At 60.1% G+C, this 25,083-nt stretch carries 17 protein-coding genes; 12 read left to right on the plus strand and 5 right to left on the minus strand.

All coding sequences use genetic code 11. The features are described from left to right. Positions 1 to 75: 75 nt before the first annotated feature. The 5 genes from msrA to aceE form a co-directional block, all read right to left on the minus strand. Positions 76 to 723, minus strand: a complete 648-nt coding sequence (gene msrA, locus ACYZT9_RS03040) for a peptide-methionine (S)-S-oxide reductase MsrA (RefSeq protein ID WP_462008507.1) — start codon at positions 721 to 723, stop codon at positions 76 to 78. Between the two features lie 63 nt (positions 724 to 786). Beyond that, on the minus strand, positions 787 to 3,480 hold the full coding sequence (locus ACYZT9_RS03045; RefSeq protein ID WP_462008508.1) for a sensor domain-containing phosphodiesterase: 2,694 nt from the start codon (positions 3,478 to 3,480) through the stop codon (positions 787 to 789). A 192-nt stretch (positions 3,481 to 3,672) separates the two neighbouring features. Next, positions 3,673 to 5,067 (minus strand): alkaline phosphatase D family protein, encoded by a 1,395-nt coding sequence (locus tag ACYZT9_RS03050; protein WP_462008509.1) that lies wholly within the window; start codon positions 5,065 to 5,067, stop codon positions 3,673 to 3,675. Between the two features lie 271 nt (positions 5,068 to 5,338). Next, positions 5,339 to 7,294, minus strand: coding sequence for a dihydrolipoyllysine-residue acetyltransferase (gene aceF / locus ACYZT9_RS03055; RefSeq protein ID WP_462008510.1), 1,956 nt, complete (start codon positions 7,292 to 7,294; stop codon positions 5,339 to 5,341). A gap of 11 nt (positions 7,295 to 7,305) precedes the next feature. Then, positions 7,306 to 9,951, minus strand: coding sequence for a pyruvate dehydrogenase (acetyl-transferring), homodimeric type (gene aceE / locus ACYZT9_RS03060; RefSeq protein ID WP_462008511.1), 2,646 nt, complete (start codon positions 9,949 to 9,951; stop codon positions 7,306 to 7,308). A 384-nt stretch (positions 9,952 to 10,335) separates the two neighbouring features. On the opposite strand from aceE, the gene glnE reads away from it, so the two are divergent. The 12 genes from glnE (at position 10,336) to ACYZT9_RS03120 (ending at position 25,078) form a co-directional block, all read left to right on the plus strand. Beyond that, entirely contained in the window at positions 10,336 to 13,275 is a 2,940-nt protein-coding gene (glnE, locus tag ACYZT9_RS03065) for a bifunctional [glutamate--ammonia ligase]-adenylyl-L-tyrosine phosphorylase/[glutamate--ammonia-ligase] adenylyltransferase (RefSeq protein WP_462008512.1), read from the plus strand. Positions 13,276 to 13,608: 333 nt separating this feature from the next. Further along, positions 13,609 to 14,643: a lipopolysaccharide heptosyltransferase II gene (waaF, locus tag ACYZT9_RS03070; RefSeq protein WP_462008513.1), complete on the plus strand. Its 1,035-nt coding sequence runs from the start codon at positions 13,609 to 13,611 to the stop codon at positions 14,641 to 14,643. A 1-nt stretch (position 14,644) separates the two neighbouring features. Beyond that, a complete protein-coding gene (waaC, locus tag ACYZT9_RS03075) occupies positions 14,645 to 15,706 on the plus strand; it encodes a lipopolysaccharide heptosyltransferase I (protein WP_462008514.1) in 1,062 nt (353 codons plus the stop codon). Continuing rightward, complete coding sequence (locus tag ACYZT9_RS03080; protein ID WP_462008515.1) at positions 15,706 to 16,827, plus strand: glycosyltransferase family 4 protein; 1,122 nt, start codon at positions 15,706 to 15,708, stop codon at positions 16,825 to 16,827. Before waaC ends, ACYZT9_RS03080 begins: the two co-directional genes overlap by 1 nt. Next, on the plus strand, positions 16,827 to 17,633 hold the full coding sequence (gene rfaP / locus ACYZT9_RS03085; protein ID WP_462008516.1) for a lipopolysaccharide core heptose(I) kinase RfaP: 807 nt from the start codon (positions 16,827 to 16,829) through the stop codon (positions 17,631 to 17,633). The genes ACYZT9_RS03080 and rfaP overlap by 1 nt, the downstream gene beginning before the upstream one ends. Beyond that, positions 17,633 to 18,367 carry a lipopolysaccharide kinase InaA family protein gene (locus ACYZT9_RS03090; protein WP_462008517.1) on the plus strand — a complete coding sequence of 245 codons (735 nt, stop codon included), beginning with the start codon at positions 17,633 to 17,635 and terminating at the stop codon, positions 18,365 to 18,367. The genes rfaP and ACYZT9_RS03090 overlap by 1 nt, the downstream gene beginning before the upstream one ends. Continuing rightward, positions 18,364 to 19,116, plus strand: coding sequence for a lipopolysaccharide kinase InaA family protein (locus ACYZT9_RS03095; RefSeq protein ID WP_462008518.1), 753 nt, complete (start codon positions 18,364 to 18,366; stop codon positions 19,114 to 19,116). Before ACYZT9_RS03090 ends, ACYZT9_RS03095 begins: the two co-directional genes overlap by 4 nt. Further along, positions 19,116 to 20,567 (plus strand): lipopolysaccharide kinase InaA family protein, encoded by a 1,452-nt coding sequence (locus tag ACYZT9_RS03100; RefSeq protein WP_462008519.1) that lies wholly within the window; start codon positions 19,116 to 19,118, stop codon positions 20,565 to 20,567. Before ACYZT9_RS03095 ends, ACYZT9_RS03100 begins: the two co-directional genes overlap by 1 nt. A gap of 236 nt (positions 20,568 to 20,803) precedes the next feature. After that, positions 20,804 to 21,139, plus strand: a complete 336-nt coding sequence (locus tag ACYZT9_RS03105) for a YceK/YidQ family lipoprotein (RefSeq protein WP_462010144.1) — start codon at positions 20,804 to 20,806, stop codon at positions 21,137 to 21,139. A gap of 171 nt (positions 21,140 to 21,310) precedes the next feature. Continuing rightward, entirely contained in the window at positions 21,311 to 23,068 is a 1,758-nt protein-coding gene (locus tag ACYZT9_RS03110) for a carbamoyltransferase family protein (RefSeq protein WP_462008520.1), read from the plus strand. Next, entirely contained in the window at positions 23,052 to 24,182 is a 1,131-nt protein-coding gene (locus ACYZT9_RS03115; RefSeq protein WP_462008521.1) for a glycosyltransferase, read from the plus strand. The genes ACYZT9_RS03110 and ACYZT9_RS03115 overlap by 17 nt, the downstream gene beginning before the upstream one ends. After that, positions 24,182 to 25,078, plus strand: a complete 897-nt coding sequence (locus ACYZT9_RS03120) for an antimicrobial resistance protein Mig-14 (RefSeq protein ID WP_462008522.1) — start codon at positions 24,182 to 24,184, stop codon at positions 25,076 to 25,078. Before ACYZT9_RS03115 ends, ACYZT9_RS03120 begins: the two co-directional genes overlap by 1 nt. Positions 25,079 to 25,083 lie beyond the last annotated feature (5 nt).

Below are 25,083 nucleotides of genomic sequence, written 5' to 3' on the forward strand. Positions count from 1 at the left end.
CCTTCGGCAGCTCCTACGGGTTTACACAAAACCCTGTAGGAGCTGCCGAAGGCTGCGATCTTTTGCTTTGTGGGGTCAGATCGGGCAGGTCACGCCTGTGCCACCAATCCCGCAATACCCTTCAGGGTTCTTGGCCAGGTACTGCTGGTGATACGCCTCGGCGAAGTAGACCGTCGGCGCTTCGTCGATTTCGGTGGTGATGGTGCCTTTGCCAGCCTTGGTCAACTCAGCCTGGAACACTTGCGCGCTGTGCTTGGCGGCTGCCAGCTGGGTTGGGTTGGTGGCGTAGATCACCGAACGATACTGCGTGCCAATGTCGTTGCCCTGACGCATGCCCTGAGTGGGGTTGTGCAATTCCCAGAACATTTTCAGCAGCTCTTCATAGCTGACTTTCGCCGGCTCGTAGACCACCAATACCACTTCGCTGTGGCCGGTCAGGCCCGAGCAGACTTCTTCATACGTCGGGTTTGGCGTGAAGCCGCCGGCGTAACCCACCACCGTACTGACCACGCCTTCACGCTGCCAGAACTTGCGTTCTGCACCCCAGAAGCAGCCCAGGCCGAAGATAGCGAAATCCACATCGGTGACGAACGGACCCAGCAGCGGGGCGTCGTGGACGAAGTGTTTTTCCGGCAGGTTCATTGGCGTTTCGCGGCCAGGCAGAGCTTGTTCTTTAGTCGGGAGCACGTTTTTGTTCACCAGAATTTCCGAGCGCAGAACCATGATCAGTCCCCTCAGTCAGGTTGAAATGTCAGACACGCAGTTTGCCCGAGTGCAGCGCCGCTGTCAGGCGATTGGGCCGCGCGGGTAGCGCTTGAGCTTTTCTATCAGCTCTGAGCCCGGGATCGGTCGGTCGAACAGGTAGCCCTGGCCGACGTCGCAGCGGTGACGGCGCAGGAAAGCCAACTGCTCGGCCGTCTCGATGCCCTCAGCCACGACCTTGAGTTTCAGGTTGTGGGCCATGGCGATCACCGCGGAGGTGATTTCCATGTCGTCCTGGTTGTCCGGGATTTCGTGAATGAAGCTTCGATCAATCTTAATGATATCGATTGGGAATTTTTTCAAGTAACTGAGCGACGAGTAACCGGTGCCGAAGTCGTCCATGGCCAGGGTCAGGCCCAGGCGCTTGAGCTGGTCGAGCTGCAAGTGGGTGTCTTCGGTGGCTTCCAGCAGCAGGCCTTCGGTCAGTTCAAGCTCCAGCAGGTTCGCCGGCAGCGCTTCCTCCTTGAGGATGTTGGCGATCGACGACACCAGATCCGGGTCGGAGAACTGCTTGGGTGACAGGTTGATCGCCACCTGCAGTTTGCCCAGGCCCGCAGCCGTCAGCGCTTTGCTCATGCGACACGCCTGGCGCGCGATCCATTTGCCGATTGGAATGATCAGCCCGGTTTCTTCGGCGACGCTGATGAACTGGTCCGGACGGATCATGCCTTTTTCCGGATGGTTCCAGCGCAGCAGCGCTTCCATGCCCAGCAAGCGACCGCTGCGCAGACAGAGCTTGGGCTGATAGAACACGTCCAGCTCGTTTTGGGTCAGGGCGCGTCGCAGGTTGTTCTCGACGAACAGTTTGTAGCTGGCTTCGGCGTTCAGCGCTTCGGTGAACACCTGGACCTGATGTTTGCCGTTAGCCTTGGCCTTGTGCAGCGCGAGCCCGGCGTTACGCATCAGTGTTTGTGGATCGCGGCCATGCAGCGGCGCGCAGGCAAGGCCCACGGAGCCGGTGACGCTGATCAGCTGGTTGTCGACGAACATCGGTTTGTCGAGGGTTGTCAGCAGTTGATTGGCGACTTGCTGGCCCATCGCGAGGTCGGTGTTGTCCAGCAGCACGGCGAATTCGTTACTGGCGAAACGCGCCAGACTGCCGCTCGGGATCAGGCTGTTGCGCAGACGGCGGGCCAGGCTGATCAGCAACTTGTCACCGGTCTGGTGGCCGAGGCTGTCGTTGATCCGTTTGAAGTTGTCGATGTCCACCAACAGCAGGCTGATCGGCGTGTCGCTGTCCCGGGCGAAGCGTTCATCGAGGTTGCGAATGAACGCCGGGCGGTTGCCGAGGTTGGTCAGGTTGTCGGTGTAGGCCAGGCGCTCGATGCGCTGCTGAGCGAGCTTGGTCTGGGTGATGTCTTCGTAGATGCCGATGTAATGCGTCAGCTCGCGGTTGTCGCCGTAGACCTTGGAAATCGACAGCTGGCCCCAGTAGGGTTCGAGGTTTTTGCGGCGGCTTTTGAATTCGCCCTGCCAGCTATTGCTCTTGGCCAGCGCCGAAGGTGCGTCGAACAGCAGTTCGCTGAGGTTTTCCAGGGCGGGCAGTTCCGACAGCCGATGGCCGTGGACTTCTTCGGTGCTGTACTGGGTGATCGCAGTGAAGCTCGGGTTGACGTACTCCACCACGCCATCGCAGTTGACCAGCAAAAAGGCGTTGGCACTTTGCTCTACCGCGCGCTGGAACAGGTGCAGGGCGCTGGTGGCGGTGCGGCGGTTGTGATTGTTAATGACCTGGGCAAACTGGTCTGCCAGCTCGCCGGCGAAGGCGATCTCGTCAGACTGCCAGGCGCGGGTCGCCCCCGTTTGTTCCAGGCAGAGCACGCCGACCACCTGGCCATCGACACGAATGCTGGCGTCGAGCATCGCGTTCACGTCGCGCGGGCGCAGGCTCTCGGCCATTTCCCGGGTGCGTGGGTCGCGAATCGCATTATGGGCATCGATCGCACGGCTGCCGTGCAGCGCGTCCATGTAATCGGGGAAGCCGCTGATGTCGATCGGCTCCGGCAACGCGTATTCCTGAGTAGCGCGGTGGTACGCCGAGATCGGTACCAGCATTGAATCTTCGAGGTTCCACAGGCTGGCGCAGTCGATTTCGTAGATGTCACAGGCGCTGCGGGTGATCAGTTCGGCGGCTTCTTGCAGGGAATTGCCGCTGCTGTAACGCTGGCGGGTCAGCAGCAGGATCAAGTCTTGCTGCGCGCGCACGCGATCCAGATGCAGGAGCTGTTCCTGTTGGGCGCGCTGATTGAGTTCCAGGGCAATCTGCAAGCGCGAGTTCTGGGTTTCCAGGTCCAGCGCCGGGATCAGCGGTTCGCCCTCGAACAGACCGTCGACCACCAGCAGATAGCCGCGCAGCAAGTGTCTATTGTGTTGTTTGTAAGCTTCGCCCATTTCCAGCAGGCTCAAGGTGCCTGCGGCGGTGTGCAAGGTGTAGCGGATCAGGTAATGCGGACTATCGGCGAGTTGCTGCTGGACGGCGTCATGCAGCTGATAGCGCGCTTCGGGTTCCATCAAACTGGCGTAGGGCGAGCCGACCAGGGCACAGAGCTCCACCGCTGGCAGGCCGAACTGTCGCTCGCAATTGGGATCGAGAAACAGCAGTGCCCAGCTTGGTTCATTCAGCCGTTCGAAACGCAGCATGCCGAGCCGCGAGGGCACAGGCAACTGCGTCACTACCTCGGCCACCATACGGCTGGCGGCATCAGGTTGGCTTTTCATTGAGGGAAACTCGCTTCGAATGTGCTGATCGCGCCGGGCTCTCGCCCTCTTTACTGTTGCCTGCGGCAAGGTTGCATCATTGCGACACCGACTGACAAGAGACATGAAGGCCAAGTGCTATAAGAATGTGTCGGCAGAGGCGATTTTTTCTTCAGTCAGCCCCGAAAACTAATGCAGTTGGCCGTATCGGTCCTAACGCAACCTGATGTTCACCGTTTGCAGGGGCTTGCCGTCCCGATCGTGATAACTGACGCGAATCTGCTCGGGCCCGACAACCAGATGGGCAAAGTTGTCCTGGCTGATCACTTTGCTGGTCAGTTCATGCCGATAGTCTCCCGCGGCAGTTCGCTGCAGTGGCTGATCGAGGATGAAGGTGGAGGCCTTGGCATAGGGCAGCAGTTTGCTGTTGCACAGCGGCGAGGAGACGATGGTGTGAACCTCGAAGTCCGGTTCTTCGCTGTGGGTCAGTCGGCTGGTGAGGGAGCCGTGCACATCGCCGGACACGAAGAATACGTTCTTGATGCGGTGCGTGCGAATAGTCTCCAGCAACCGTAGGCGTTGTTCCGGAAAGGCTTTCCAGGCGTCATCGCCCAGGCGTTTTCGGTCGGGGTAGAACATGACGCTGGTGACGACGAATTTGACCCGCGCCGGGCTGTGAATCAGCCAGTCACATAAAGCACTTTCCTGCTCTTCATCGAGAATGCGCCGGTCGCTGGCCGCCAGATTGCGCCGGGTCCGGCTGTCGGTGACAAACCATTCGATATCACCGTTGGTGAATTGGTACCAATAGCGCTCCAGGGGGCGATAGATGTTTCCATCTTTAAGTAACTCATGGGCCGGGCTGTGGCTGGCTTGATATAACTCATAAGCGGCGATGGCATTGTTGTATAGATAGTCGTCGTTTTTGTTTTTATTGGCGGGCCAGTTGTCTTCGATTTCATGGTCGTCGAGGATCATGTAAGTCGGCGTGCCGGACATCAACTTTGCAATATGAGGTTGAGAAAAAGCTATGCGGTACTTGCTGAGTATTTCCTTGTATTCCCTATCAGGCGCGATGATGTTCAAGTCATCGATATAGACTTGGTCGCCGGTCATCAACAGGGCGCTGATGGGCGTTTCGGCGCGCTGCGCCAGATTCGTGATGGAGGCAAAGATCCGGTCGCCCAGATGTGGGAGCGATGGCATGCCGGCGGTCATTCGCAGGTAACGGCATGAGCCGACTATGTACGCCCGGGGCGCGGTAATTTCCCCGGGCTGCGTGTTGAAACGATAGATTTCCCTGGGCCATTGCAGCGGCAGTTCCTGAATCGTCTCCACGGTGTGAACAGGGCTCATGGGACTGAACCAGCCCGCTTGGTATTCGTACTCGGTATCGGCGTCGAGGTCGTTTAGCGCATAGACGTCGCACATGTCACGCGCACTTGTCAGTTGCGTGAAAATGCCTTTGGACCAAGGTGTGTCACCGCTGCGTCGATAACGAATTCCACCAAATACCAAAGTATATTTTTGTAGTTCGCCACGTAAAAAGATGCGTGCATGATGAGTTGTAGTGTGGCCAATAATCGGGCCGACGGTAGGTTTAAGCATGTTCGAATCCGTTCGAAGGGTATTAACTAAGCAAGTAAACTGACATAAGTTTTATGTCTGTCATTTGTGTAACTAAGCCTAGTGGGTGGCAGGCAAAAAAAATCGTGCCGAAGTGGATTCGAGTTGTGGCCGAATTCAGCCGCGAACGTAGGAAAGAGACTTTCTTCAAGGCAAAAAAAGCCCCGCCAAATTGGCGGGGTTGAGGTACGAGCGTGGCGCTCGGAAAGCGTAGAACGCGACAGGCCCTCCGGTGAAGGAGGGCCGGCCGGTGTTACAGCAGGATGGTGCGGATGTCCGCCAGCAGGCTGCTCAGACGCTGGGTGAAGCGTGCAGCAGCGGCGCCGTTGATCACGCGGTGATCGTAGGACAGCGACAGTGGCAGCATCAGTTTCGGCTGGAAAGCTTTGCCGTCCCAGACTGGCTGGATGGTTGCCTTGGAAACACCGAGGATCGCCACTTCCGGCGCGTTGACGATCGGCGTGAAGCCGGTGCCGCCAATGTGGCCGAGGCTGGAAATGGTGAAGCAGGCGCCTTGCATGTCGTCAGCAGTGAGCTTCTTGTCGCGGGCCTTGGCGGCCAGCGCAGCCGCCTCAGCCGCAAGCTGCAGAAGGCTTTTCTGGTCGACGTTCTTGATGACCGGTACCAGCAGGCCTTCAGGGGTGTCGACGGCGAAACCGATGTTCACGTACTTCTTGCGGATGATCGCCTTGCCGCTGGGTGCCAGCGAACTGTTGAAGTCCGGCAGTTCCTTGAGCAGGTGCGCGCAGGTTTTGAGCAGCAGCGGCAGGATGGTCAGCTTGACGCCGGCCTTTTCTGCAACCGCTTTCTGCGCGATACGGAACGCTTCCAGCTCGGTGATATCAGCCGAATCGAACTGAGTCACGTGCGGAATGTTCAGCCAGCTGCGATGCAGGCTCGACGCACCGATCTGCATCAGGCGAGTCATCGGCACTTCTTCGGTTTCACCGAAGCGGCTGAAGTCCACGACCGGAATCGGTGGAATGCCCGCGCCGCCGGTTGCGCCCGCGGCAGCGGCCGGTGCTTCCTTGGCCTTCTGCATCATCGCTTTGACGTAAACCTGCACGTCTTCTTTCAGCACACGACCGTGCGGGCCACTTGGGCTGACCGCGTTCAACTCGACACCGAATTCACGGGCCAGTTGGCGTACAGCCGGGCCAGCGTGAACCTTGGCGCCTGGCTTGGCCGGAGCCGCCGCAGGTGCTGGAGCCGCAGGAGCAGCGGCGGCTGGCGCCGGAGCGCTCGGTGCCACAGCGGCTGGAGCCGACGCCGGAGCCGGAGCCGTAACAGGTGCAGCGCCTTTGACTTTCAGCTTCAGGATCAGATCGCCGGTGCCGACTTCGTCATCAAGCTTGATGGAAACGCTTTCCACCACGCCCGCGGCAGGCGATGGAATTTCCATGCTGGCCTTGTCGGATTCCAGGGTGATCAGCGACTGGTCGGCGGTGACGGTGTCGCCTGCCTTGACCAGCACTTCGATGATCTTGGCCTTGCCCGCCGAGCCGATGTCCGGGACGTGAATGTCCTGAACGCTGTCGGCAACCGGTGCAGCCGGAGCGGCAGCGGCAGGCGCCGGAGCAGCGGCCGGATCTGCCGCCTGTGCTGGCGCGGCAGCAGCCGGTGCCGCAGCACCCGCCACTTCCAGATCCAGGATCAGGTCGCCGGTGCCGACTTCGTCGTTGAGCTTGACGCTGATGCTCTTGACCACGCCAGCGGCAGGCGATGGAATTTCCATGCTGGCCTTGTCGGATTCCAGGGTGATCAGCGATTGATCAGCCTGGACGGTGTCGCCGACCTTGACCTGGATCTCGATAATCTGGGCCTTGCCCGCCGAACCGATGTCCGGCACGTGCACTTGCTGGACCGAAGCGGCAGCCGGCGCAGCAGCCGGAGCGGCCGGGGCTGGAGCAGCGGCCGGTTTCTCTTCAGCTTTCGCGGCAGGTGCAGCGGCAGCCGCAGGGGCCGCAGCAGTGGCACCTTCGACTTCCAGTTCCAGCAGTTCGTCGCCTTCTTTCAGACGATCGCCCAGCTTCACTTTCAGGCTCTTGATAATGCCGGCCTTTGGCGCAGGCACTTCCATGCTCGCCTTGTCCGATTCCAGCGTCAGGATGCTCTGGTCGGCTTCGATACGGTCGCCGACCTTCACAAACAGTTCAATTACTTCACCTTCACCGCTGCCGATGTCAGGTACGCGAATGAGTTCGCTCACAGAGTGTCTCCTCAGCAGTCCAGTGGGTTGCGTTTTTCCGGGTCGATACCGAACTTGGCGATAGCCTCAGAGACCACCTTGGGTTCGATGTCGCCACGGTCAGCCAATGCTTCCAGGGCTGCCAACACCACGAAATGACGGTCCACTTCGAAGAAATGACGCAGTTTCTTGCGGCTGTCGCTGCGGCCGAAACCGTCGGTGCCCAGGACCTTGAATTCCTTGGACGGTACCCACTGACGAATTTGCTCTGCGAACAGCTTCATGTAGTCGGTAGAAGCGATGACCGGACCTTTACGGCCGTTCAGGCACTCTTCGACGTAGCTCAGTTTCGGCTTCTGGCCCGGGTGCAGACGGTTGGTGCGCTCGACGGCCAGGCCATCGCGACGCAGTTCGTTGAAGCTGGTCACGCTCCATACGTCAGCGCCGACGTTAAACTCCTCACGCAGAATCTTCGCCGCTTCGCGAACTTCACGCAGGATGGTGCCGGAGCCCATCAGCTGAACGTGGTGCGCCGCTTCGCGGGTGTCTTCTTCGAGCAGGTACATGCCCTTGATGATGCCTTCCTCGACACCGGCCGGCATGGCAGGCTGCTGGTAGGACTCGTTCATCACGGTGATGTAGTAGAAAACGTCCTGCTGCTCTTCGGTCATTTTCTTCATGCCGTCCTGAATGATCACCGCCAGCTCGTAGCCGTAGGTTGGATCAAAGGTGCGGCAGTTCGGGATGGTGCCGGCCAGGATATGGCTGTGACCGTCTTCGTGTTGCAGGCCTTCGCCATTCAGCGTGGTCCGGCCGGCGGTGCCGCCGATCAGGAAGCCACGGGTACGGCTGTCGCCGGCAGCCCAGGCCAGGTCGCCGATACGCTGGAAGCCGAACATCGAATAGAAGATGTAGAACGGCAGCATCGGCTGATTGTGGCTGGAGTACGAGGTACCGGCAGCGATGAAGGAGCTCATGGCGCCCGCTTCGTTGATGCCTTCTTCGAGAATCTGGCCCTTCTTGTCTTCCTTGTAGAACATCACCTGGTCTTTATCGACTGGCTCGTAGAGCTGGCCGACGGACGAGTAGATGCCCAACTGACGGAACATGCCTTCCATACCGAAGGTACGGGCTTCGTCCGGGATGATCGGGACGATGCGCGAACCGATTTCCTTGTCCTTGACCAGCTGCGCCAGGATCCGCACGAAGGCCATGGTGGTGGAGATTTCACGGTCGCCCGAGCCATCGAGGATAGCCTTGAGGGTATCGAGTGGCGGCGTCGGGATGTCGAAGCTCTTGGCGCGACGCTGTGGCACGAAACCGCCCAGTGCAGTGCGGCGCTCACTCAGGTAGCGAGCTTCTGCGCTGCCTTCTTCTGGCTTGAAGAACGGCAGGTTTTCCAGCTCATCATCCTTGACCGGGATATCGAAACGATCACGGAACAACTTAAGGCTGTCGACATCGACTTTCTTGGTGTTGTGCGCGGTGTTTTTCGCTTCACCGGCACCGGTGCCATAGCCCTTGATGGTCTTGGCCAGGATGACGGTCGGTTGTTCTTTGTGGTTGACCGCTTCGTGGTACGCCGCGTAGACCTTGTACGGGTCATGGCCGCCACGGTTGAGCTTCCAGATCTCGTCGTCGGACAAGTCTGCAACCATCGCCTTGAGTTCCGGCGAGTTGAAGAAGTGTTCACGCACGAACGCGCCGTCTTTGGCTTTGTAGTTCTGGTACTCGCCGTCGATGACTTCGTCCATGCGACGTTGCAGGATGCCGTCGACATCCTTGGCCAGCAGTGGGTCCCAGAAACGGCCCCAGATGACTTTGGTCACGTTCCACTGAGCACCGCGGAACACGCCTTCGAGTTCCTGGATGATCTTGCCATTGCCGCGAACCGGGCCGTCGAGGCGCTGCAGGTTGCAGTTGATGACGAAGATCAGGTTGTCGAGTTTCTCGCGGCCAGCCAGGGAGATTGCGCCCAGGGATTCCGGCTCGTCGCACTCGCCGTCACCCAGGAAGCACCAGACTTTCTGCTTGCCTTCCGGGATGAAGCCACGGGCTTCCAGGTACTTCATGAAGCGTGCCTGGTAGATCGCCTGGATCGGGCCCAGACCCATGGATACGGTCGGGAACTGCCAGAAGTCAGGCATCAGCCAAGGGTGCGGGTAGGACGACAGGCCCTGACCGTCCACTTCCTGGCGGAAGTTGTTCATCTGGTCTTCGGTGATGCGGCCTTCCATGAACGCACGGGCGTAAACGCCTGGCGAGGTGTGACCCTGGAAGTAGATCAGGTCGCCGCCGTGTTCGTCGGTCGGGGCCTGGAAGAAATAGTTGAAGCCGATGTCGTACAGGGTGGCGCTGGAGGCGAAGCTGGAGATGTGACCGCCCAGGTCAGAATCTTTCAGGTTCGTACGCATCACCATGGCCATCGCGTTCCAGCGTACCAGCGAGCGAATGCGGCGTTCCATGAACAGGTCGCCAGGCATGCGTGCTTCGTGGGTAACGGGAATGGTGTTGCGGTATGGCGTGGTGATGGCGTAAGGCAATTGCGAACCGCTGCGGGTTGCGAGTTCGCCCATACGGGTCATCAGATAGTGAGCACGGTCTTCGCCTTCTTTGTCGAGAACCGATTCCAGGGCGTCCAGCCATTCCTGGGTTTCGACGGGATCGAGGTCTTGCATGGCTTGCTCCAGGGCGGAAAGGCTTCCAGAATCGGTTGCCTGAGTTTGCGACTGGCCTTGTGGGCAGACGATATAAATTCTTGGATTGCCGAGAGGTAGGTTCCGGCGGCGTGTAGTTTTACTACAAATCATCGGGCATTTCAGCCTTTCGAATGTATAGACGAGTAGTAAAACTACAGATGAGCGGCTTGTGGTCTCCGGCTGCGTTGTGAGAATAATCGTTAAGGTTGGTCTTTTGCCAACCATGAAAGGTGAAGGCTTGATGCTGTCTGCCAAAAATATAGAAATTTCAGCTATTTCTAACCTTTGTTCGACAGTCGATCACGTAGTGCTTTTTGCCGAATCACTACATGCAGCCCTCTACACGCCGATCAAGGATAGACCATGAGCCTCCCTTCGCTTGCCGAACTGCCCGGCATTCTCCTGCCGTTTGTCACCCGTGCCGAGCAGTCGTTCCGTGCGGCCGTCGAGGCGCTCGATGATGATCATGGTCTGTCTGACTGGACGCCTGAACGTTGGGCGCAATTCGCCCGCGTCACTGCCGCCAGCGACTTCGTGATTGAACAGAGCGTCCGTGACCCTTTGATGTTGCTGGCGCTGGTGCAGTCCGGCGAACTGGATCGCGGTTTTGCCCCCGGCGAGTTGTGCGCGCAGATTGCGGCGGCGGTGCATGCGGCTGAAACGGAAGACGAACTCGGTCGCGCCCTGCGTCGCCAGCGCACCCGTCAGCAAGTGCGGATCATCTGGCGTGACCTGACCCGTCAGGCCGACCTGGTCCAGACCTGCCGCGACCTCTCGGACATGGCCGATGCCAGCATCGATCAGGCCTATCAATGGTTGTACTCACGGCATTGTCAGCAGTTCGGCGTGCCGACTGGCCGGCGCAGCGGCGAGCCGCAGCAGATGGTCATCCTCGGCATGGGCAAGCTCGGCGCGATGGAGCTCAACCTGTCGTCGGACATCGACCTGATCTTCGCCTACCCCGAGGGCGGCGAAACCGTCGGGGTGAAACGTTCGCTGGATAATCAGGAATTCTTCATCCGTCTCGGCCAGCGTCTGATCAAGGCGCTGGACCCGATGACCGTCGACGGTTTTGTGTTCCGCGTTGACATGCGCCTTCGCCCATACGGTTCGGCCGGTGCATTGGTGCTGAGCTTCAATGCGCTGGAGCAGTATTACCAGGATCAGGGGCGCGACTGGGAGCGCTACGCAATGATCAAGTCGCGGGTGGTGGCCGGCGATCAAGTGGCTGGCGCGCAGTTGCAAGAGATGCTGCGGCCGTTCGTTTACCGGCGATACCTGGACTTCTCCGCCATCGAAGCGCTGCGCACGATGAAGCAGTTGATCCAGCAGGAAGTCCGGCGCAAGGGCATGGCCGACAACATCAAGCTCGGCTCCGGCGGTATCCGCGAAGTCGAGTTTATCGCCCAGGCTTTTCAGCTGATCCACGGCGGCCGCGACCTGAGCCTGCAACAACGACCTCTACTAAAAGTACTGAGTATCCTGGAAGGTCAGGGTTATCTGCCACCGGCGGTGATCAACGAGTTGCGCGACGGTTACGAATTCCTCCGTTACACCGAACACGCAATCCAGGCGATTGCCGACCGCCAGACCCAGATGTTGCCGGACGGCGCACAGGACCAGGCGCGCATCGCCTTTATATTGGGTTTTGCCGATTGGGAGGCCTTTCATGAGCGGCTTATGTATTGGCGCGGTCGAGTGGCCTGGCACTTTGGCCAGGTGATCGCCGATCCCGATGAAGAGGAAGGCACCGAGAGCGAAGTGGTGGTTGGCGGTGAATGGCTGCCACTGTGGGAAGAAGCGCAGGACGAAGAGGCCGCTTGTCGTCAGTTGGAGGAAGGCGGTTTCGCCGACGCCACCAAAGCGTTGAAAGCCTTGTCCAGTCTGCGCAGCAGCCCGCAGTTGCGTGCGATGCAGCGCTTGGGTCGCGAACGTCTTGATGCCTTTATTCCGCGGTTGCTGGCTCAGGCCGTCGAACACGCCAATCCGGATCTGGTGCTGGAGCGCGTGCTGCCGCTGGTGGAGGCTGTGGCACGGCGCTCCGCGTATCTGGTGTTGCTGACGGAAAACCCTGGCGCGCTGCGACGATTGTTGACCTTGTGCGCCGCGAGCCCATGGATCGCCGAACAGATCACTCGCTTCCCGCTCTTGCTCGACGAGTTGCTCAATGAAGGCCGGCTGTTCAAGCCGCCCTTGGCGCCGGAGCTGGCCGCCGAACTGCGCGAGCGTCTGACGCGAATCCCCGAGGACGACCTCGAACAACAGATGGAAGCCCTGCGCCATTTCAAACTGGCGCACCGCTTGCGCGTCGCCGCATCGGAAATCGCCGGCAGCCTGCCGTTGATGAAAGTCAGCGATTACCTGACCTGGTTGGCCGAAGCGATCCTCGAACAAGTGCTGGCCCTGGCTTGGCGCCAGACCGTGGCCAAATACGGCACGCCGTTGCGCAGTGACGGTACGCTGTGCGATCCGGGCTTCATCATTGTCGGTTACGGGAAAGTCGGCGGGCTGGAATTGGGGCATGGTTCGGACCTGGACCTGGTGTTCATTCACGACGGTGACCCGCAAGCGGAAACCGACGGGCCGAAACCCATTGATGGTGCGCAATTCTTCACCCGGCTCGGGCAGCGGATCATTCACTTGCTCACGGCACAGACCAACTCCGGTCAGTTGTATGAAGTGGACATGCGCCTGCGACCTTCCGGTGCTTCCGGTCTTTTGGTGAGTTCGCTCGGAGCGTTTGCGCGTTATCAGGAAAACGAAGCCTGGACCTGGGAGCATCAGGCGCTGGTGCGGGCGCGGGTGCTGGTGGGCAGTCAGGACGTCGGCCAGGCGTTCGAGAAGGTTCGCGCGGCGATATTGGGCAAGGCCCGGGATTTACCGACTTTGCGCCAGGAGGTCAGCGAAATGCGCGCCAAGATGCGCGACAACCTCGGCAGCAAGAGCACCGCGGCCGGCACCGGGGCGAATGCCTTCGAGGCCACGGCGCCGTTCGATCTCAAGCAGGACGCCGGAGGTATCGTCGATATTGAATTTATGGTGCAATACGCCGCCTTGGCGTGGTCCGAAACACACCCGCCATTGCTGCGCTGGACCGACAACATCCGCATTCTGGAAGGGCTGGAACACGAAGGGCTGATGCCCGCCGAAGACGCCAGCCTGTTGCGCGAGGCCTATAAAGCCTACCGCTCCGCTGCGCACCGGCAGGCCCTGCAGAAGGACGCCGGGGTGATACCGGGGGACCAGTTCGTGGATGAACGACGTCAGGTATTGCGGATCTGGCACGAGTTGGGGTTAAGCTGAAACCGGATAGTCGAAACACCCGATACCCCCTGTGGGAGCGGGCTTGCTCGCGAACGCGGAGTGTCGGTCGACATTGATGTTGGATGTGATGGCCCTTTCGCGAGCAAGCCCGCTCCCACAGTGGATCTGCGTTGTTTTGTAGATTGAGGCAGCTAAGCTGCACCGCACTGGATGTGCACCAACACCCAATGTGGGAGCGAGCCTGCTCGCGAATGCGGAGTGACAGTCGACAGTCATGTTGAAGGTGATGACCCATCGCAAGCAGCCCCGCTCCCGCAGTGATTCTCGAAGCGGGGAGGCGTAAGGCCTCCCCGGTTCGTTTTTGGAAACCACATGAAAATTCTGATCGTTGGGCCCAGTTGGGTCGGTGACATGGTGATGGCGCAGACACTGTTTCAGTGTCTCAAGCAACGCCACCCGCAGTGCGAAATCGACGTTCTGGCCCCCGAGTGGAGTCGGCCGATTCTTGAGCGCATGCCCGAAGTTCGCCAGGCCTTGAGCTTTCCGCTCGGTCACGGCGCCCTGGAGCTGGCGACGCGTCGACGCATCGGCAAATCCCTGGCCGGCCACTACGATCAGGCGATCCTGCTGCCCAACTCCCTGAAGTCGGCGTTGGTACCGTTCTTCGCCGGCATCCCGAAACGCACCGGCTGGCGTGGCGAATTCCGCTACGGTCTGCTCAATGACGTGCGCACGTTGGACAAAGAACGTTACCCGCTGATGATCGAACGGTTCATGGCCCTGGCTTACGAGCCCGGCCTTGAACTGCCGAAACCGTATCCGCGCCCGACCTTGCAGATTGATCCAGTCACCCGCGAAGCGGCGCTGGCCAAATTCGGTCTGACCCTCGACCGTCCCGTGTTGGCGCTGTGCCCCGGTGCCGAGTTTGGCGAATCCAAGCGCTGGCCGTCCGAGCATTACGCCAAGGTCGCCGAAGCGAAGATTCGCGAAGGCTGGCAAGTCTGGCTGTTCGGTTCGAAAAACGATCACGCCGTGGGCGAAGACATCCGCGCGCGGCTGATTCCCGGCCTGCGTGAAGAGTCTGTGAACCTCAGCGGCGGCACGTCCCTGGCCGAGGCCATCGACCTGATGTCCTGCGCGGACTCGGTGGTGTCCAACGATTCCGGCCTGATGCACGTCGCCGCGGCGCTGAATCGCCCGTTGGTGGCCGTGTATGGTTCGACGTCGCCTGGTTTCACGCCGCCGCTGGCCGAGCACGTCGAGATCGTGCGCCTGGGCATCGAATGCAGCCCGTGCTTTGATCGCACGTGCCGCTTCGGTCATTACAACTGCCTGCGCCAGCTCATGCCGCAAGCGGTGAACGAAGCCTTGCAGCGGTTGCAGGGCACTGTGGTCGAGGTCAAATAGTTTGCGGGTTTTGCTGATCAAGACTTCTTCGCTGGGCGACGTGATTCATGCGTTACCGGCGCTGACCGACGCGGCCCGGGCGATTCCCGGCATCACGTTCGACTGGGTGGTGGAAGAAGGTTTCGCCGAGATCCCGACCTGGCACCCGGCCGTGGGCAAAGTGATTCCGGTGGCGATCCGTCGCTGGCGCAAGAACATCTGGCAGACCATCAAAAGTGGCGAGTGGAAGCGCTTCAAGCAAAGCGTTCGCGCCACGAAATATGATCTGGTGATTGACGCGCAGGGCCTGCTGAAAAGCGCCTTGCTGACCCGCTACGTCAAGGCGCCGGTGGCGGGCCTCGATAAAGGTTCGGCACGGGAGCCGATCGCCGCGCGTTTCTATGATCGGCGTCTGGCGGTAGCTCGTGGCCAGCACGCGGTGGAGCGAGTGCGTCAGTTGTTCGCCATCGCCTTGGGCTACGACCTGCCCAAAGGCCTGGGCGACTATGGCCTGAACGTCGAGCGTCTGGTGGAACTGCCGCGCAAGAATCCTTACGTGGTGTTCCTGCACGGCACTACGTGGGATACCAAACACTGGCCTGAAGCCTACTGGCGCGAGCTGGCCGAGCGTGTCGGCTATCTGGGCGTCGGCGTGAAGCTGGCCTGGGGCAATCCGGCCGAGAAAGCCCGTGCCGAGCGCATCGCCAAGGACATGCGGCACGTCGAAGTGTTGCCCAAACTGAATCTGGCGGGCGTCGGCAAAGTGCTGGCCGGCGCGCAGGCGTGCGTAGCGGTGGACACCGGTCTCGGTCACCTTGCCGCTGCACTCGACGTGCCGACCCTGTCGCTGTTCGGCCCGACCAACCCGGGACTGACCGGCGCCTACGGTAAAGCGCAAATCCACATCGCCAGCGATTTCCCCTGCGCACCGTGCCTGCAAAAGAAATGCACCTATCAACCGACGGCCGAAGATACCCGCCGGTTTGACCTGAAACGCGAGTGGCCGCTGTGCTTCACGCGTCTGAATCCCGAGCGTGTCGCGACCCGACTGAGCACGTTGTTACTGGCTGAGGAGCTGCGTTGATGCAGTTGGCATTCGTCTTGTACAAGTACTTTCCGTTTGGGGGCTTGCAGCGCGATTTCATGCGCATTGCCCTGGAGTGTCAGCGGCGCGGTCATCAGATTCGTGTCTACACGCTGATCTGGGAAGGCGACATTCCACCGGGGTTCGAAGTGCTGGTGGCGCCGGTCAAGGCGTTCTTCAACCACCGTCGCAACGAGAAGCTCAGCGAGTGGATGGAAGCCGACCTGGCCAAGCGTCCTGTGGACCGTCTGATCGGCTTCAACAAGATGCCAGGCCTGGATGTTTACTACGCCGCCGACGGTTGTTTCGAAGACAAGGCGCAGAACCTGCGCAACTCGCTGTACCGTCGTTGGGGCCGCTACCGGCACTTCGCCGAGTACGAGCGCGCGGTGTTCGCCAAAGATGCAAAAACGGAAGTGTTGATGATTTCCGAAGTCCAGCAGCCGCTGTTCATCAAGCATTACGACACGCCGCTGGAACGCTTCCATCTGCTGCCGCCGGGCATCTCCCAGGACCGTCGCGCACCGGCCAATGCCGCCGAGGTCCGTGCCGATTTCCGTCGGGAATTCAACTTGAAAGACGATGACCTGCTGCTGGTGCAGATCGGCTCCGGGTTCAAGACCAAAGGTGTGGATCGCAGCCTCAAGGCGCTGGCCGCGTTGCCCGCCGATCTGAAGAAACGCACCCGGCTATTTGTAATTGGCCAGGACGACCCCAAATTGTTCCAGATGCAGAGCGCTGCTTTGGGGCTCGGCGATAACGTGACGTTTCTCAAGGGCCGCAGCGATATCCCGCGTTTCCTGCTCGGGGCCGACCTGTTGATCCACCCGGCGTACAACGAAAACACCGGGACCGTGTTGCTCGAAGCCCTGGTGGCCGGGTTGCCGGTGCTGGTGAGCGCGGTGTGTGGATACGCTCATTACATCGCAGAGGCCGACGCTGGTCTGGTGCTGGATGAACCCTTCGATCAGGCGCAACTGACGCAATACCTGACCGGCATGTTGAACGACGCCAATGCACGAGCGGCCTGGAGCCGCAACGGTCTGGCCTTCGCCGAGACGGCCGACCTCTACAGCATGCCGCAACACGCGGCCGATGTGATTCTGGCGGAGCACGCTTAATGAAGTTAATGCTGGCTGAACCGTTCAAGAGCCTTTGGGCTGGACGCGATCCATTCGCCGAGGTCGAAGGGCTTCAGGGCGAGGTTTACCGTGAGCTCGAAGCCCGGCGCACGTTGCGCACCGAGGTGAACGGCAACGGGTTTTTCGTGAAGATCCACCGTGGCATCGGCTGGGGCGAGATCTTCAAGAACCTGCTCACCGCCAAGCTGCCGGTACTCGGCGCGGGCCAGGAATGGAAAGCCATTCAACGATTGCAGGAAGTCGGCGTGCCCACCATGACCGCCGTGGCTTATGGCGAAAAGGGCAGCAACCCCGCCGACCAACACTCGTTCATCGTCACCGAAGAGCTGGCGCCGACCGTCAGCCTCGAAGATTTCAGCATCGACTGGGTCAAGAACCCGCCGCAGCCAACACTCAAGCGCGCGCTGATCGCCGAAGTCGCGCGCATGACCGGCATGATGCACCGTGCCGGTGTGAACCACCGCGACTGCTATATCTGCCACTTTCTGCTGCACACCGACAAACCGGTGACGGCTGAAGACTTCAAGCTCTCGGTGATCGACCTGCACCGCGCCCAGACCCGCCGGGCGATCACCCAGCGCTGGCGCAACAAGGATCTGGCCGCGCTGTACTTCTCGGCCCTGGACATCGGCCTGACTCAACGTGACAAGCTGCGTTTCCTCAAGGGTTATTTCCAGCGGCCCCTGCGCCAGGTCCTGGGCGAGGAAGCCGGGTTGCTCGCCTGGCTCGAAGGCAAGGCCAACAAACTCTACGACCGTAAACAGCGATACGGGGATGCGCTCTGATGTCGGGCTGGAAACTGGAACCTGCTTACAGCGATCTGGTCGATGACTTCGGCAGCCTTGAGGCGGTGTTTGCCCTTCAAGGCGAGCAGTTGACCCGTGACCTGTTGTCCGAGGTCGTCCGCGTCCAGCGCAATGGCGTCAACTATTACGTCAAACGCTACGTGGGCGCCGGCAAGGGCTTGCGTCGTTACATTGGCAAGCCGCGCGTGAAAATGGAATGGCAAAACCTCAAGCGTTTTGCCAAGTGGGGCATTCCCACTGCAGAAGTGGTGGCCTGGGGACTTGAGCGGCGCGGTGCAACCTACGCTCGAGGGGCGATGATCACCCGAGAACTGCCGCATACCGAAGACCTGAATGTACTGGCTGAGCGGCGTGACCCGAAACTGAGGGATCGCGCCTGGGTCGATCACATCAGTCGACAACTGGCCGGTTATACCCGGACGATGCACGACAATCGCTTCACCCATAATGATTTGAAGTGGCGCAACCTGCTGGTCGACGATGAGGCACGACTGTTTCTGATCGACTGCCCCAACGGTGATTTCTGGAGCGGCTTCTGGCTCAAGTACCGCATCACCAAGGATCTGGCGTGTCTGGACAAGGTCGCCAAGTATCACTTGTCGGCCACCCAGCGCCTGCGCTTTTACCTGCAATACCGCCAACGGACGCGGCTCAATGCCGCCGATAAAAAACGGATCCGGCACGTGGTGAGATTTTTCGAGGGACGCGAATGACTGATTTTCTGGCCGCTGAAGACCGTGCGCTACTGGAGCGTCACGGCCTCGGCACTTTCGATGCACTGTGGGCCAGACAGCTCGAGGCTGTGGATGAGCCCAACACTGCGCGCGGTGGCTGGAGCAGCGTGTTTCGGCTGGATCTTGAAGGTCACGGCTTCTACCTCAAGCGTCAAAGCAACTACCAGATGCGCACCTTCCATGCGCCCTTCGGCGAACCCAGCTTTGCCCGGGAGTTTCGCAACATCAGCCGTTATGAAAAGCTCGGCATTCCGGCGCTGAAGGCGGTGTTCTTCGGTGAGCGCAAGGTCAACGGCGAAGTCCGGGCGGTGTTGCTGACCCGCGCGCTCGACGGTTGGGATGACCTGGATTCGCTGTTGCAACGCTGGTCGGATCTGGGCCCTGCGCAGCATTCGGCCATTTTGAAGGCGTGTGGACAATTGGCTCGTAGCCTGCACGGCGCGCGTCAGGTTCATGGATGCTTCTACCCCAAACACATTTTTCTCCAGGCCACCGGCGATGGTTACATGGCTCAGCTCATCGATCTGGAAAAAACCCGGCCGCTGCTGTTCGGTCAGCGAGACCGGGTCAAGGATCTGGAACCGCTGACGCGGCGGTCGCCGCAATGGAGTGACGCGCAGTTGCGCGAGTTGTTGGCCACCTACCTGGATCAACCGCAGGACAGTTCGCTGATCGACAGCTGGCTGACGCGATTGACCGCGCGACGCAGTTACAAGGGGGCGAACTGATGCGTTTGTCCGAACTGAAAAAGGCTGGTCGCCATCCGGATCTGCCGCTGAGCATTTCTCTGGCCGATGCCGCCGGGCCTGCCGAGTTGCAGCTTTTGAGTGTGTTGCGGGTGTTGCCAGGCCAGCGTTACGTTGGCGCCGGTGTCTGGCGTGGCCGACCCGTGTTGGCCAAGTTGCTGGTCGGTAGCAAGGCCGCTCGGCATTTTCAGCGTGAACTGGACGGTGTGCGTGTGCTCGCCGCCCAAGGGCTGACCACGCCGAAGCTATTGGTCGATGGCCTGAAGGATGGCGAGGGTGGCTGGCTGCTGTTCGATTTCCTTGAAGGAGCCGAAAGCCTGGGAGATACGTGGAAACAGGTGGAGCACCTGCCGATGTTGGCGGACGAGCAAACGGCGGTGATGGCCGATGCGCTGGGCGCGATTGGTCAAATGCATCGCAAGGGGCTGTGGCAGGAAGACCTGCATCTGGACAACCTGTTGCGCCAGGGTGGCCGACTGTATTTGATCGACGGCGCCGGGATTTGCAGCGAAACCCCGGGTCAACCGCTGTCGCGGCAGAAAGTCCTGGAAAACCTCGGGGTGTTTTTCGCTCAGTTGCCCAAGTCGCTGGAACCGTTCACCGAAGAACTGCTGGTGTATTACCTCCTGAGCAACGGCGAACATGCCTTGCCGATGGAAGCGTTACAGAAACAGGTCGACAAGGTGCGCAGTTGGCGCCTCAAGGATTTTCTGATCAAGGTCGGCCGCGAATGCACGCTGTTCAGCGTTCAGCGCGGAGCGTTCGGTCTGCGGGCGATTCGCCGCGAAGAAGAAGCAGCAATGTTGCCGGTGCTGGAACAGGCCGACGCGTTGCTCGATCAGGGGCATCTGTACAAGACCGGCGGCGCGGCGAGCGTCGGCAAGGTCGAAGTGGCCGGTCGTACGCTGGTGATCAAGCGCTACAACATCAAAGGGTTTGCCCACTGGCTAAAACGCTTCTGGCGCCCGAGCCGTGCCTGGCATTCCTGGCGCGAAGGCAATCGATTGGCGTTCCTCGGCATTGCCACGCCGAAACCGTTGGCGGTACTGGAAAAGCGCTTCCTCTGGTTGCGCAGCCGGGCATATCTGGTGACCGAGCACTTGCCGGGGCCGGACATCATCGAACGGTTCGCACCGTACGTTGACAGCGGTGACGCGCCCGAAGCCGAATTGGTGGCGCTGGACCATCTGTTTGCGGAGCTTATTCGCGAGCGGATCAGTCACGGTGACTTCAAGGGGCATAACCTGTTCTGGCAAGAGGATCGCTGGGCGCTGATCGATCTGGATGCGATGTGCCAGCATGGCTCACTCCCCAGTTTCGCTCAGGCCTATGCGCGGGACCGGGCTCGGTTCATGCGTAACTGGCCTGAAAGCAGTGCGCTTTATCAGGTGATTGATCAGCGGTTGCCCAAAGACATCCCCAGCGCAGCCTGAATCGGACCTTCGGTCCTTTCGCGAGCAAGCCCGATCCCACACTGATTCGGGGCGTACGCAGATTTTGCGGAAGGCCGGAAACTGTGGGAGCGGGCTTGCCCGCGATTGCGTCAGACCAGTCACCCGAGATTTAGGGACAAGTTCTTATGAAATGTCCTACATGATCTCCAGACCCCATGATCTGTCCCCTGAATAGTCACGATGCTAGTTTGCCTGACGAACCCGGAGGGCAGATTTTGACTATAAAAACGGCGGTTATGCTTGGCGTATGCTCATTGGCCCTGTCCGGTTGCGGCACCGCGGTCACGGTCCTGCAAAATGACGAAGACGCGGCGCGCAGCCTTCGAAAGCAAAAAACCTACTGCCAGTCCATCCCCCGCATTTACAGCGGCCTCGCCTACGATTTCTGCGTGCTGAACGCGCCGCCGGACCCTACGGGCATTCTTGTACCTTTGGTTCTGCTGGACCTGGCGCTGTCAGGTGCGCTGGATACCGTAGCCTTGCCCTACACGATTTACCGGCAAGGGATGGATGGCAATCTCAGGATCTACTGGCGGGCGAGTCGCGGATAACCCGGGGTTTCGTCATCGCGCGAGCCATCATTGCGCCGCTGATAACCGTAGGGTCATTCCTGCCATGTTTACGCTATAATCCCGCCCTTTAGCTGTCTCTCGCCCCTTGCGAGGGCACATCCATTTTGAGGCGCCTTGCGCCTGCATGCAGACTAAAGAGGCTAGACCCCTGTGGCATTGACGATTCTTGGCCTGTCCGGCGCCCTTAGCCATGATCCTTCCGCAGCCTTGTACATCGACGGCAAGCTGGTCGCGGCGGCTGAAGAAGAGCGCTTCGTGCGCGACAAACATGCAAAGAACCGCATGCCTTACGAATCGGCGAAGTTCTGCCTCGAGCAGGCCGGCATCAAGCCGTCCGACGTTGACGTGGTCGCCATTCCGTTCGCGCCGATCAGCCTGTTCGGCAAGGCGCGCTGGCACTACGCCAAGCGTTACTGGTACGCCCCGGACCGCGCCCTCGACGCGATCCTGATGGGCAACCGCCGCTACAAGCGCTACCGCAACAAGATCGTCTGGTGCCTCGAGCAACTGGGCTTCGATCCGAAGAAGATCAAGATCGAGCCGGTCGAACACCACCTGGCCCACGCCTCGAGTGCTTACCACTGCTCCGGTTTCAAAGAGAAAACCGCGATCCTCGGCATCGACGGCAAGGGTGAGTACGCCACGACCTTCTTCGGTTATGGCGAAAACGGCAAGATCCACAAGATCAAGGAATTCTTCGATCCGGACTCCCTCGGCGGCCTGTACGGCGCGATCACCGAGTTCCTCGGTTTCGAGATGCTCGATGGCGAGTTCAAGGTCATGGGCATGGCGCCTTACGGCGACGCCAGCAAATACGATTTCTCCCGTCTGGCCTCGTTCGAAAACGGCGAACTGGTGATCAACACCGACTACGCCAACGTTATCGGCCTGCGTCGTTATAAAGAGAAGGGCAAGGGTTTCTACTTCTCGCCAAAGCTGATCGAGTGGCTGGGTCCGAAGCGCGAAGGCGACATCGCCGACGAGCCGTACATCCATTACGCCGCGAGCATGCAGGCGCTGTTCGAGAAACTGGCGTTGCAGATGATCGACCACTACCTGGGCGATGTGCTCAAGGAAACCGGCAAGCTGGCCTTCGCCGGCGGCTGCGCGTTGAACGTCAAGCTAAACCAGAAAATCATCGCCCGTGACGACGTCAAGGAACTGTTCGTACAGCCTGCGTCCGGCGATGCCGGCACCGCGGTCGGCGCGGCGGCTTATGTGTCTCATGCCCGTGGCGTCCCGGTCGAGAAGATGGAACATGTCTACCTCGGCCCGTCGTACAGCAACGAAGACGTGCTCGCCGCGTGCGCCCGTCACCCGAGCAAACCGGTGTGGCGCAAGCTTGAGAACATGCCGGAAAACATCGCCAAAATCATGGTAGATGGCAACCCGGTGGCCTGGTTCCAGGGGCGTATGGAATTCGGTCCGCGTGCCTTGGGCGGTCGTTCGATCATCGGTTGCCCGAGCGCGACCGGCGTGGCTGACCGCATCAACCACCAGATCAAGTTCCGCGAGCGTTGGAGGCCTTTCTGCCCGTCGATGCTCGACACCGTTGCGCCGCAGATGATCAAGATCGATCACCCGGCGCCGTTCATGACCTTCACGTTCGAAGTGGCGGAAGAGTGGAAAGCCCGTGTGCCGGAAGTCGTCCATGAAGACGGTACGTCCCGGGCCCAGGTGCTCAAGCGCGAGTACAACCCGCGCTACTACGACATGATGAAGGCGCTGGAGGTACTGACCGGCAACGGCGTATCGCTGAACACCTCGCTCAACCGTCGTGGCGAACCGATGATCTGCTCACCGACGGATGCCCTGAACATGTTCTTCGGTTCCGACCTACAGTATCTGATCATGGAAGACATTCTAGTGGTCAAAGAGGGTGCGGACGCATATGACACGCTCGGCTGAACGCCACGTGCTGCAGTTCTGTCACGGCTATGACGGGCCGTTTCTTGACTGCGCCCGGCAATACGCCAGCCTGTTCGCGGGGACCGGTTATCGAGTGACCACGGTTTTTCTGACCGGGGTTGCCGATGCCGGAGTCGCCGCGGCCTGTGCCTCCGATGAAGTGCTGTTCATGGAATACAGCTCCAAGGCTATTCGTGGCCTGAAGCTGGGCGCCATCGGCGATCTGCGCAAGATCGCTGCTTCGCGCAATTTCAGTTTCTGCATTGCTCACCGCTTCAAGCCGGTCTACATCGCCTTGCTTGGCACATCGATGCCGGTGATCGGCGTACATCACGCGTTCGACGACTACAAACGCGGCACTCGAAAACTCTTTGTGAATTTTTTCCGCAAGCGTTTGAGTCTGCTCGGGGTCTCCGATGCCGTGCGCGACGACATGCGCAGTTGCCTGCCAAAATGGCCGGCTGCACGGATTCAGACGCTCTATAACCGCATCAATGTGCAAGCCTTGCAGGACAGTCACGTGCCGTTTCGCGAGGCTCGGGAAACCCTGGGTTTGTCCATGGATGCGTGGATTGTCGGCAACGTCGGCAGACTGCACCCGGACAAGGACCAGATCACGTTGCTGCACGGTTTTGCTGCGGCGTTACCGGGTTTGCCGGCTAACAGCCAGTTGGTGATTCTCGGTATCGGTCGGCTGGAACAGGAACTCAAGGCCATGGCCCGTGAACTGGGAATCGGCGACCGAGTGCTGTTCCTCGGTCAGGTGCCTGAAGCCCGTCGTTATTTCCGTGCTTTCGATGTGTTTGCCTTGAGCTCCGATCACGAACCGTTCGGCATGGTACTGCTGGAGGCCATGGCCGCTGGCGTGCCGTTGCTTGCGACGGCATGCGGCGGTGCGAAGGAAGTGGTCGAAGGCGTCGGCATCCTGTTCCCGTTGGGCGATGCCGAGCACTTGGCTCAAGGGCTGCAGCACCTGGCCGCGATGGATGATTTGCAACGCCGTCAGTGCGCCGAGTTGATGCTCGACCGCTTGCGTGAGCGTTTCTCCGACCGTGCGGTGCGCGATGCTTTCTGGCATTTGCCAAACGTCACCGAACTGGCGGCGAGGGGTTGATGCTCAACCGATTCCAAGGATGGCGCGAGCGTGGCTGGTCGGTGATCGACGCCTCGACGTACACTGAGGCCTGGAACCGTTATGGCGGCAGCGTCGCCACTCATCCAATGGTGGTCGAGCGACTGGCGCAGTTGGCCGATATTCCGGTGCGTTACCTGGCGTGGGCGCCGAATGGCGATGTCCAGGCTGCGATTCCGACCTGGGGTCGCGACCTTGCCTTGTCCAAGGACGTGCTCAAACGTCGCGGTAAGAAGGGCCTGTTCGACCTCGGCAATGCAGAATTCATCCTGCCTGCCGCCGCTGATACGCAAGCCCCCCTGCGCCATCGTGCACGTTACTTGTCCGCGCTGAATGAAGGCCGCTTCAGCGGGATCAGGCTGCAGGCGGAACAACTGGCTATGGCCCGCACTCCCGAAGAACTGTCGAAGAAGTTTCGCTATAACCAGCGTCGCGAATTGCGTTTGCTGGAAGAAGCGGGTGGCGTGGTGCGGCCGGTCAGCGAGTTTTCCAGCGGTGAGCTGGCGTCGATCTATTGCGACTTGTTCCAGCGTCGTTGGGGTTTTCCGGCAACCGGAGCCGGGCGCATGGCCGAAGTGATCGAGTTGTTGCGTGATTTGTTGATCGGCTCGGTGATTTTCCTCAACGATGCGCCGATCGCGATTCAACTGGTGTACCGCGTCGAAGCGCCGCAATGGATCAGCGTCGAGTACATCAATGGCGGCGTCGATCCCGAAACCCGCGAATTCAGCCCCGGTAGCGTCTTGAGTTTTCTCAATACCCAAAGTGCCTGGGAGCATGCACGTGCGCTGGACAAACCCCTGCGCTTTTCCTTCGGTCGCGCCGACCGTGAATACAAGGACCGCTGGTGTAATCCTGTGCCGGTCTTCACCGTATGAGCGAA

This window comes from Pseudomonas sp. ZT5P21 (assembly GCF_054897785.1).

Coding starts and splice junctions, on each gene's coding strand:
- ACYZT9_RS03115 (WP_462008521.1), top strand. CDS start 23,052: ATGACACGCTCGGCTGAACGCCACGTGCTGCAGTTCTGTCACGGCTAT.
- ACYZT9_RS03045 (WP_462008508.1), bottom strand. CDS start 3,480: ATGAAAAGCCAACCTGATGCCGCCAGCCGTATGGTGGCCGAGGTAGTG.
- ACYZT9_RS03090 (WP_462008517.1), top strand. CDS start 17,633: ATGTCGGGCTGGAAACTGGAACCTGCTTACAGCGATCTGGTCGATGAC.
- glnE (WP_462008512.1), top strand. CDS start 10,336: ATGAGCCTCCCTTCGCTTGCCGAACTGCCCGGCATTCTCCTGCCGTTT.
- waaF (WP_462008513.1), top strand. CDS start 13,609: ATGAAAATTCTGATCGTTGGGCCCAGTTGGGTCGGTGACATGGTGATG.
- ACYZT9_RS03050 (WP_462008509.1), bottom strand. CDS start 5,067: ATGCTTAAACCTACCGTCGGCCCGATTATTGGCCACACTACAACTCAT.
- msrA (WP_462008507.1), bottom strand. CDS start 723: ATGGTTCTGCGCTCGGAAATTCTGGTGAACAAAAACGTGCTCCCGACT.
- ACYZT9_RS03080 (WP_462008515.1), top strand. CDS start 15,706: ATGCAGTTGGCATTCGTCTTGTACAAGTACTTTCCGTTTGGGGGCTTG.
- ACYZT9_RS03120 (WP_462008522.1), top strand. CDS start 24,182: ATGCTCAACCGATTCCAAGGATGGCGCGAGCGTGGCTGGTCGGTGATC.
- ACYZT9_RS03100 (WP_462008519.1), top strand. CDS start 19,116: ATGCGTTTGTCCGAACTGAAAAAGGCTGGTCGCCATCCGGATCTGCCG.
- ACYZT9_RS03095 (WP_462008518.1), top strand. CDS start 18,364: ATGACTGATTTTCTGGCCGCTGAAGACCGTGCGCTACTGGAGCGTCAC.
- aceE (WP_462008511.1), bottom strand. CDS start 9,951: ATGCAAGACCTCGATCCCGTCGAAACCCAGGAATGGCTGGACGCCCTG.
- rfaP (WP_462008516.1), top strand. CDS start 16,827: ATGAAGTTAATGCTGGCTGAACCGTTCAAGAGCCTTTGGGCTGGACGC.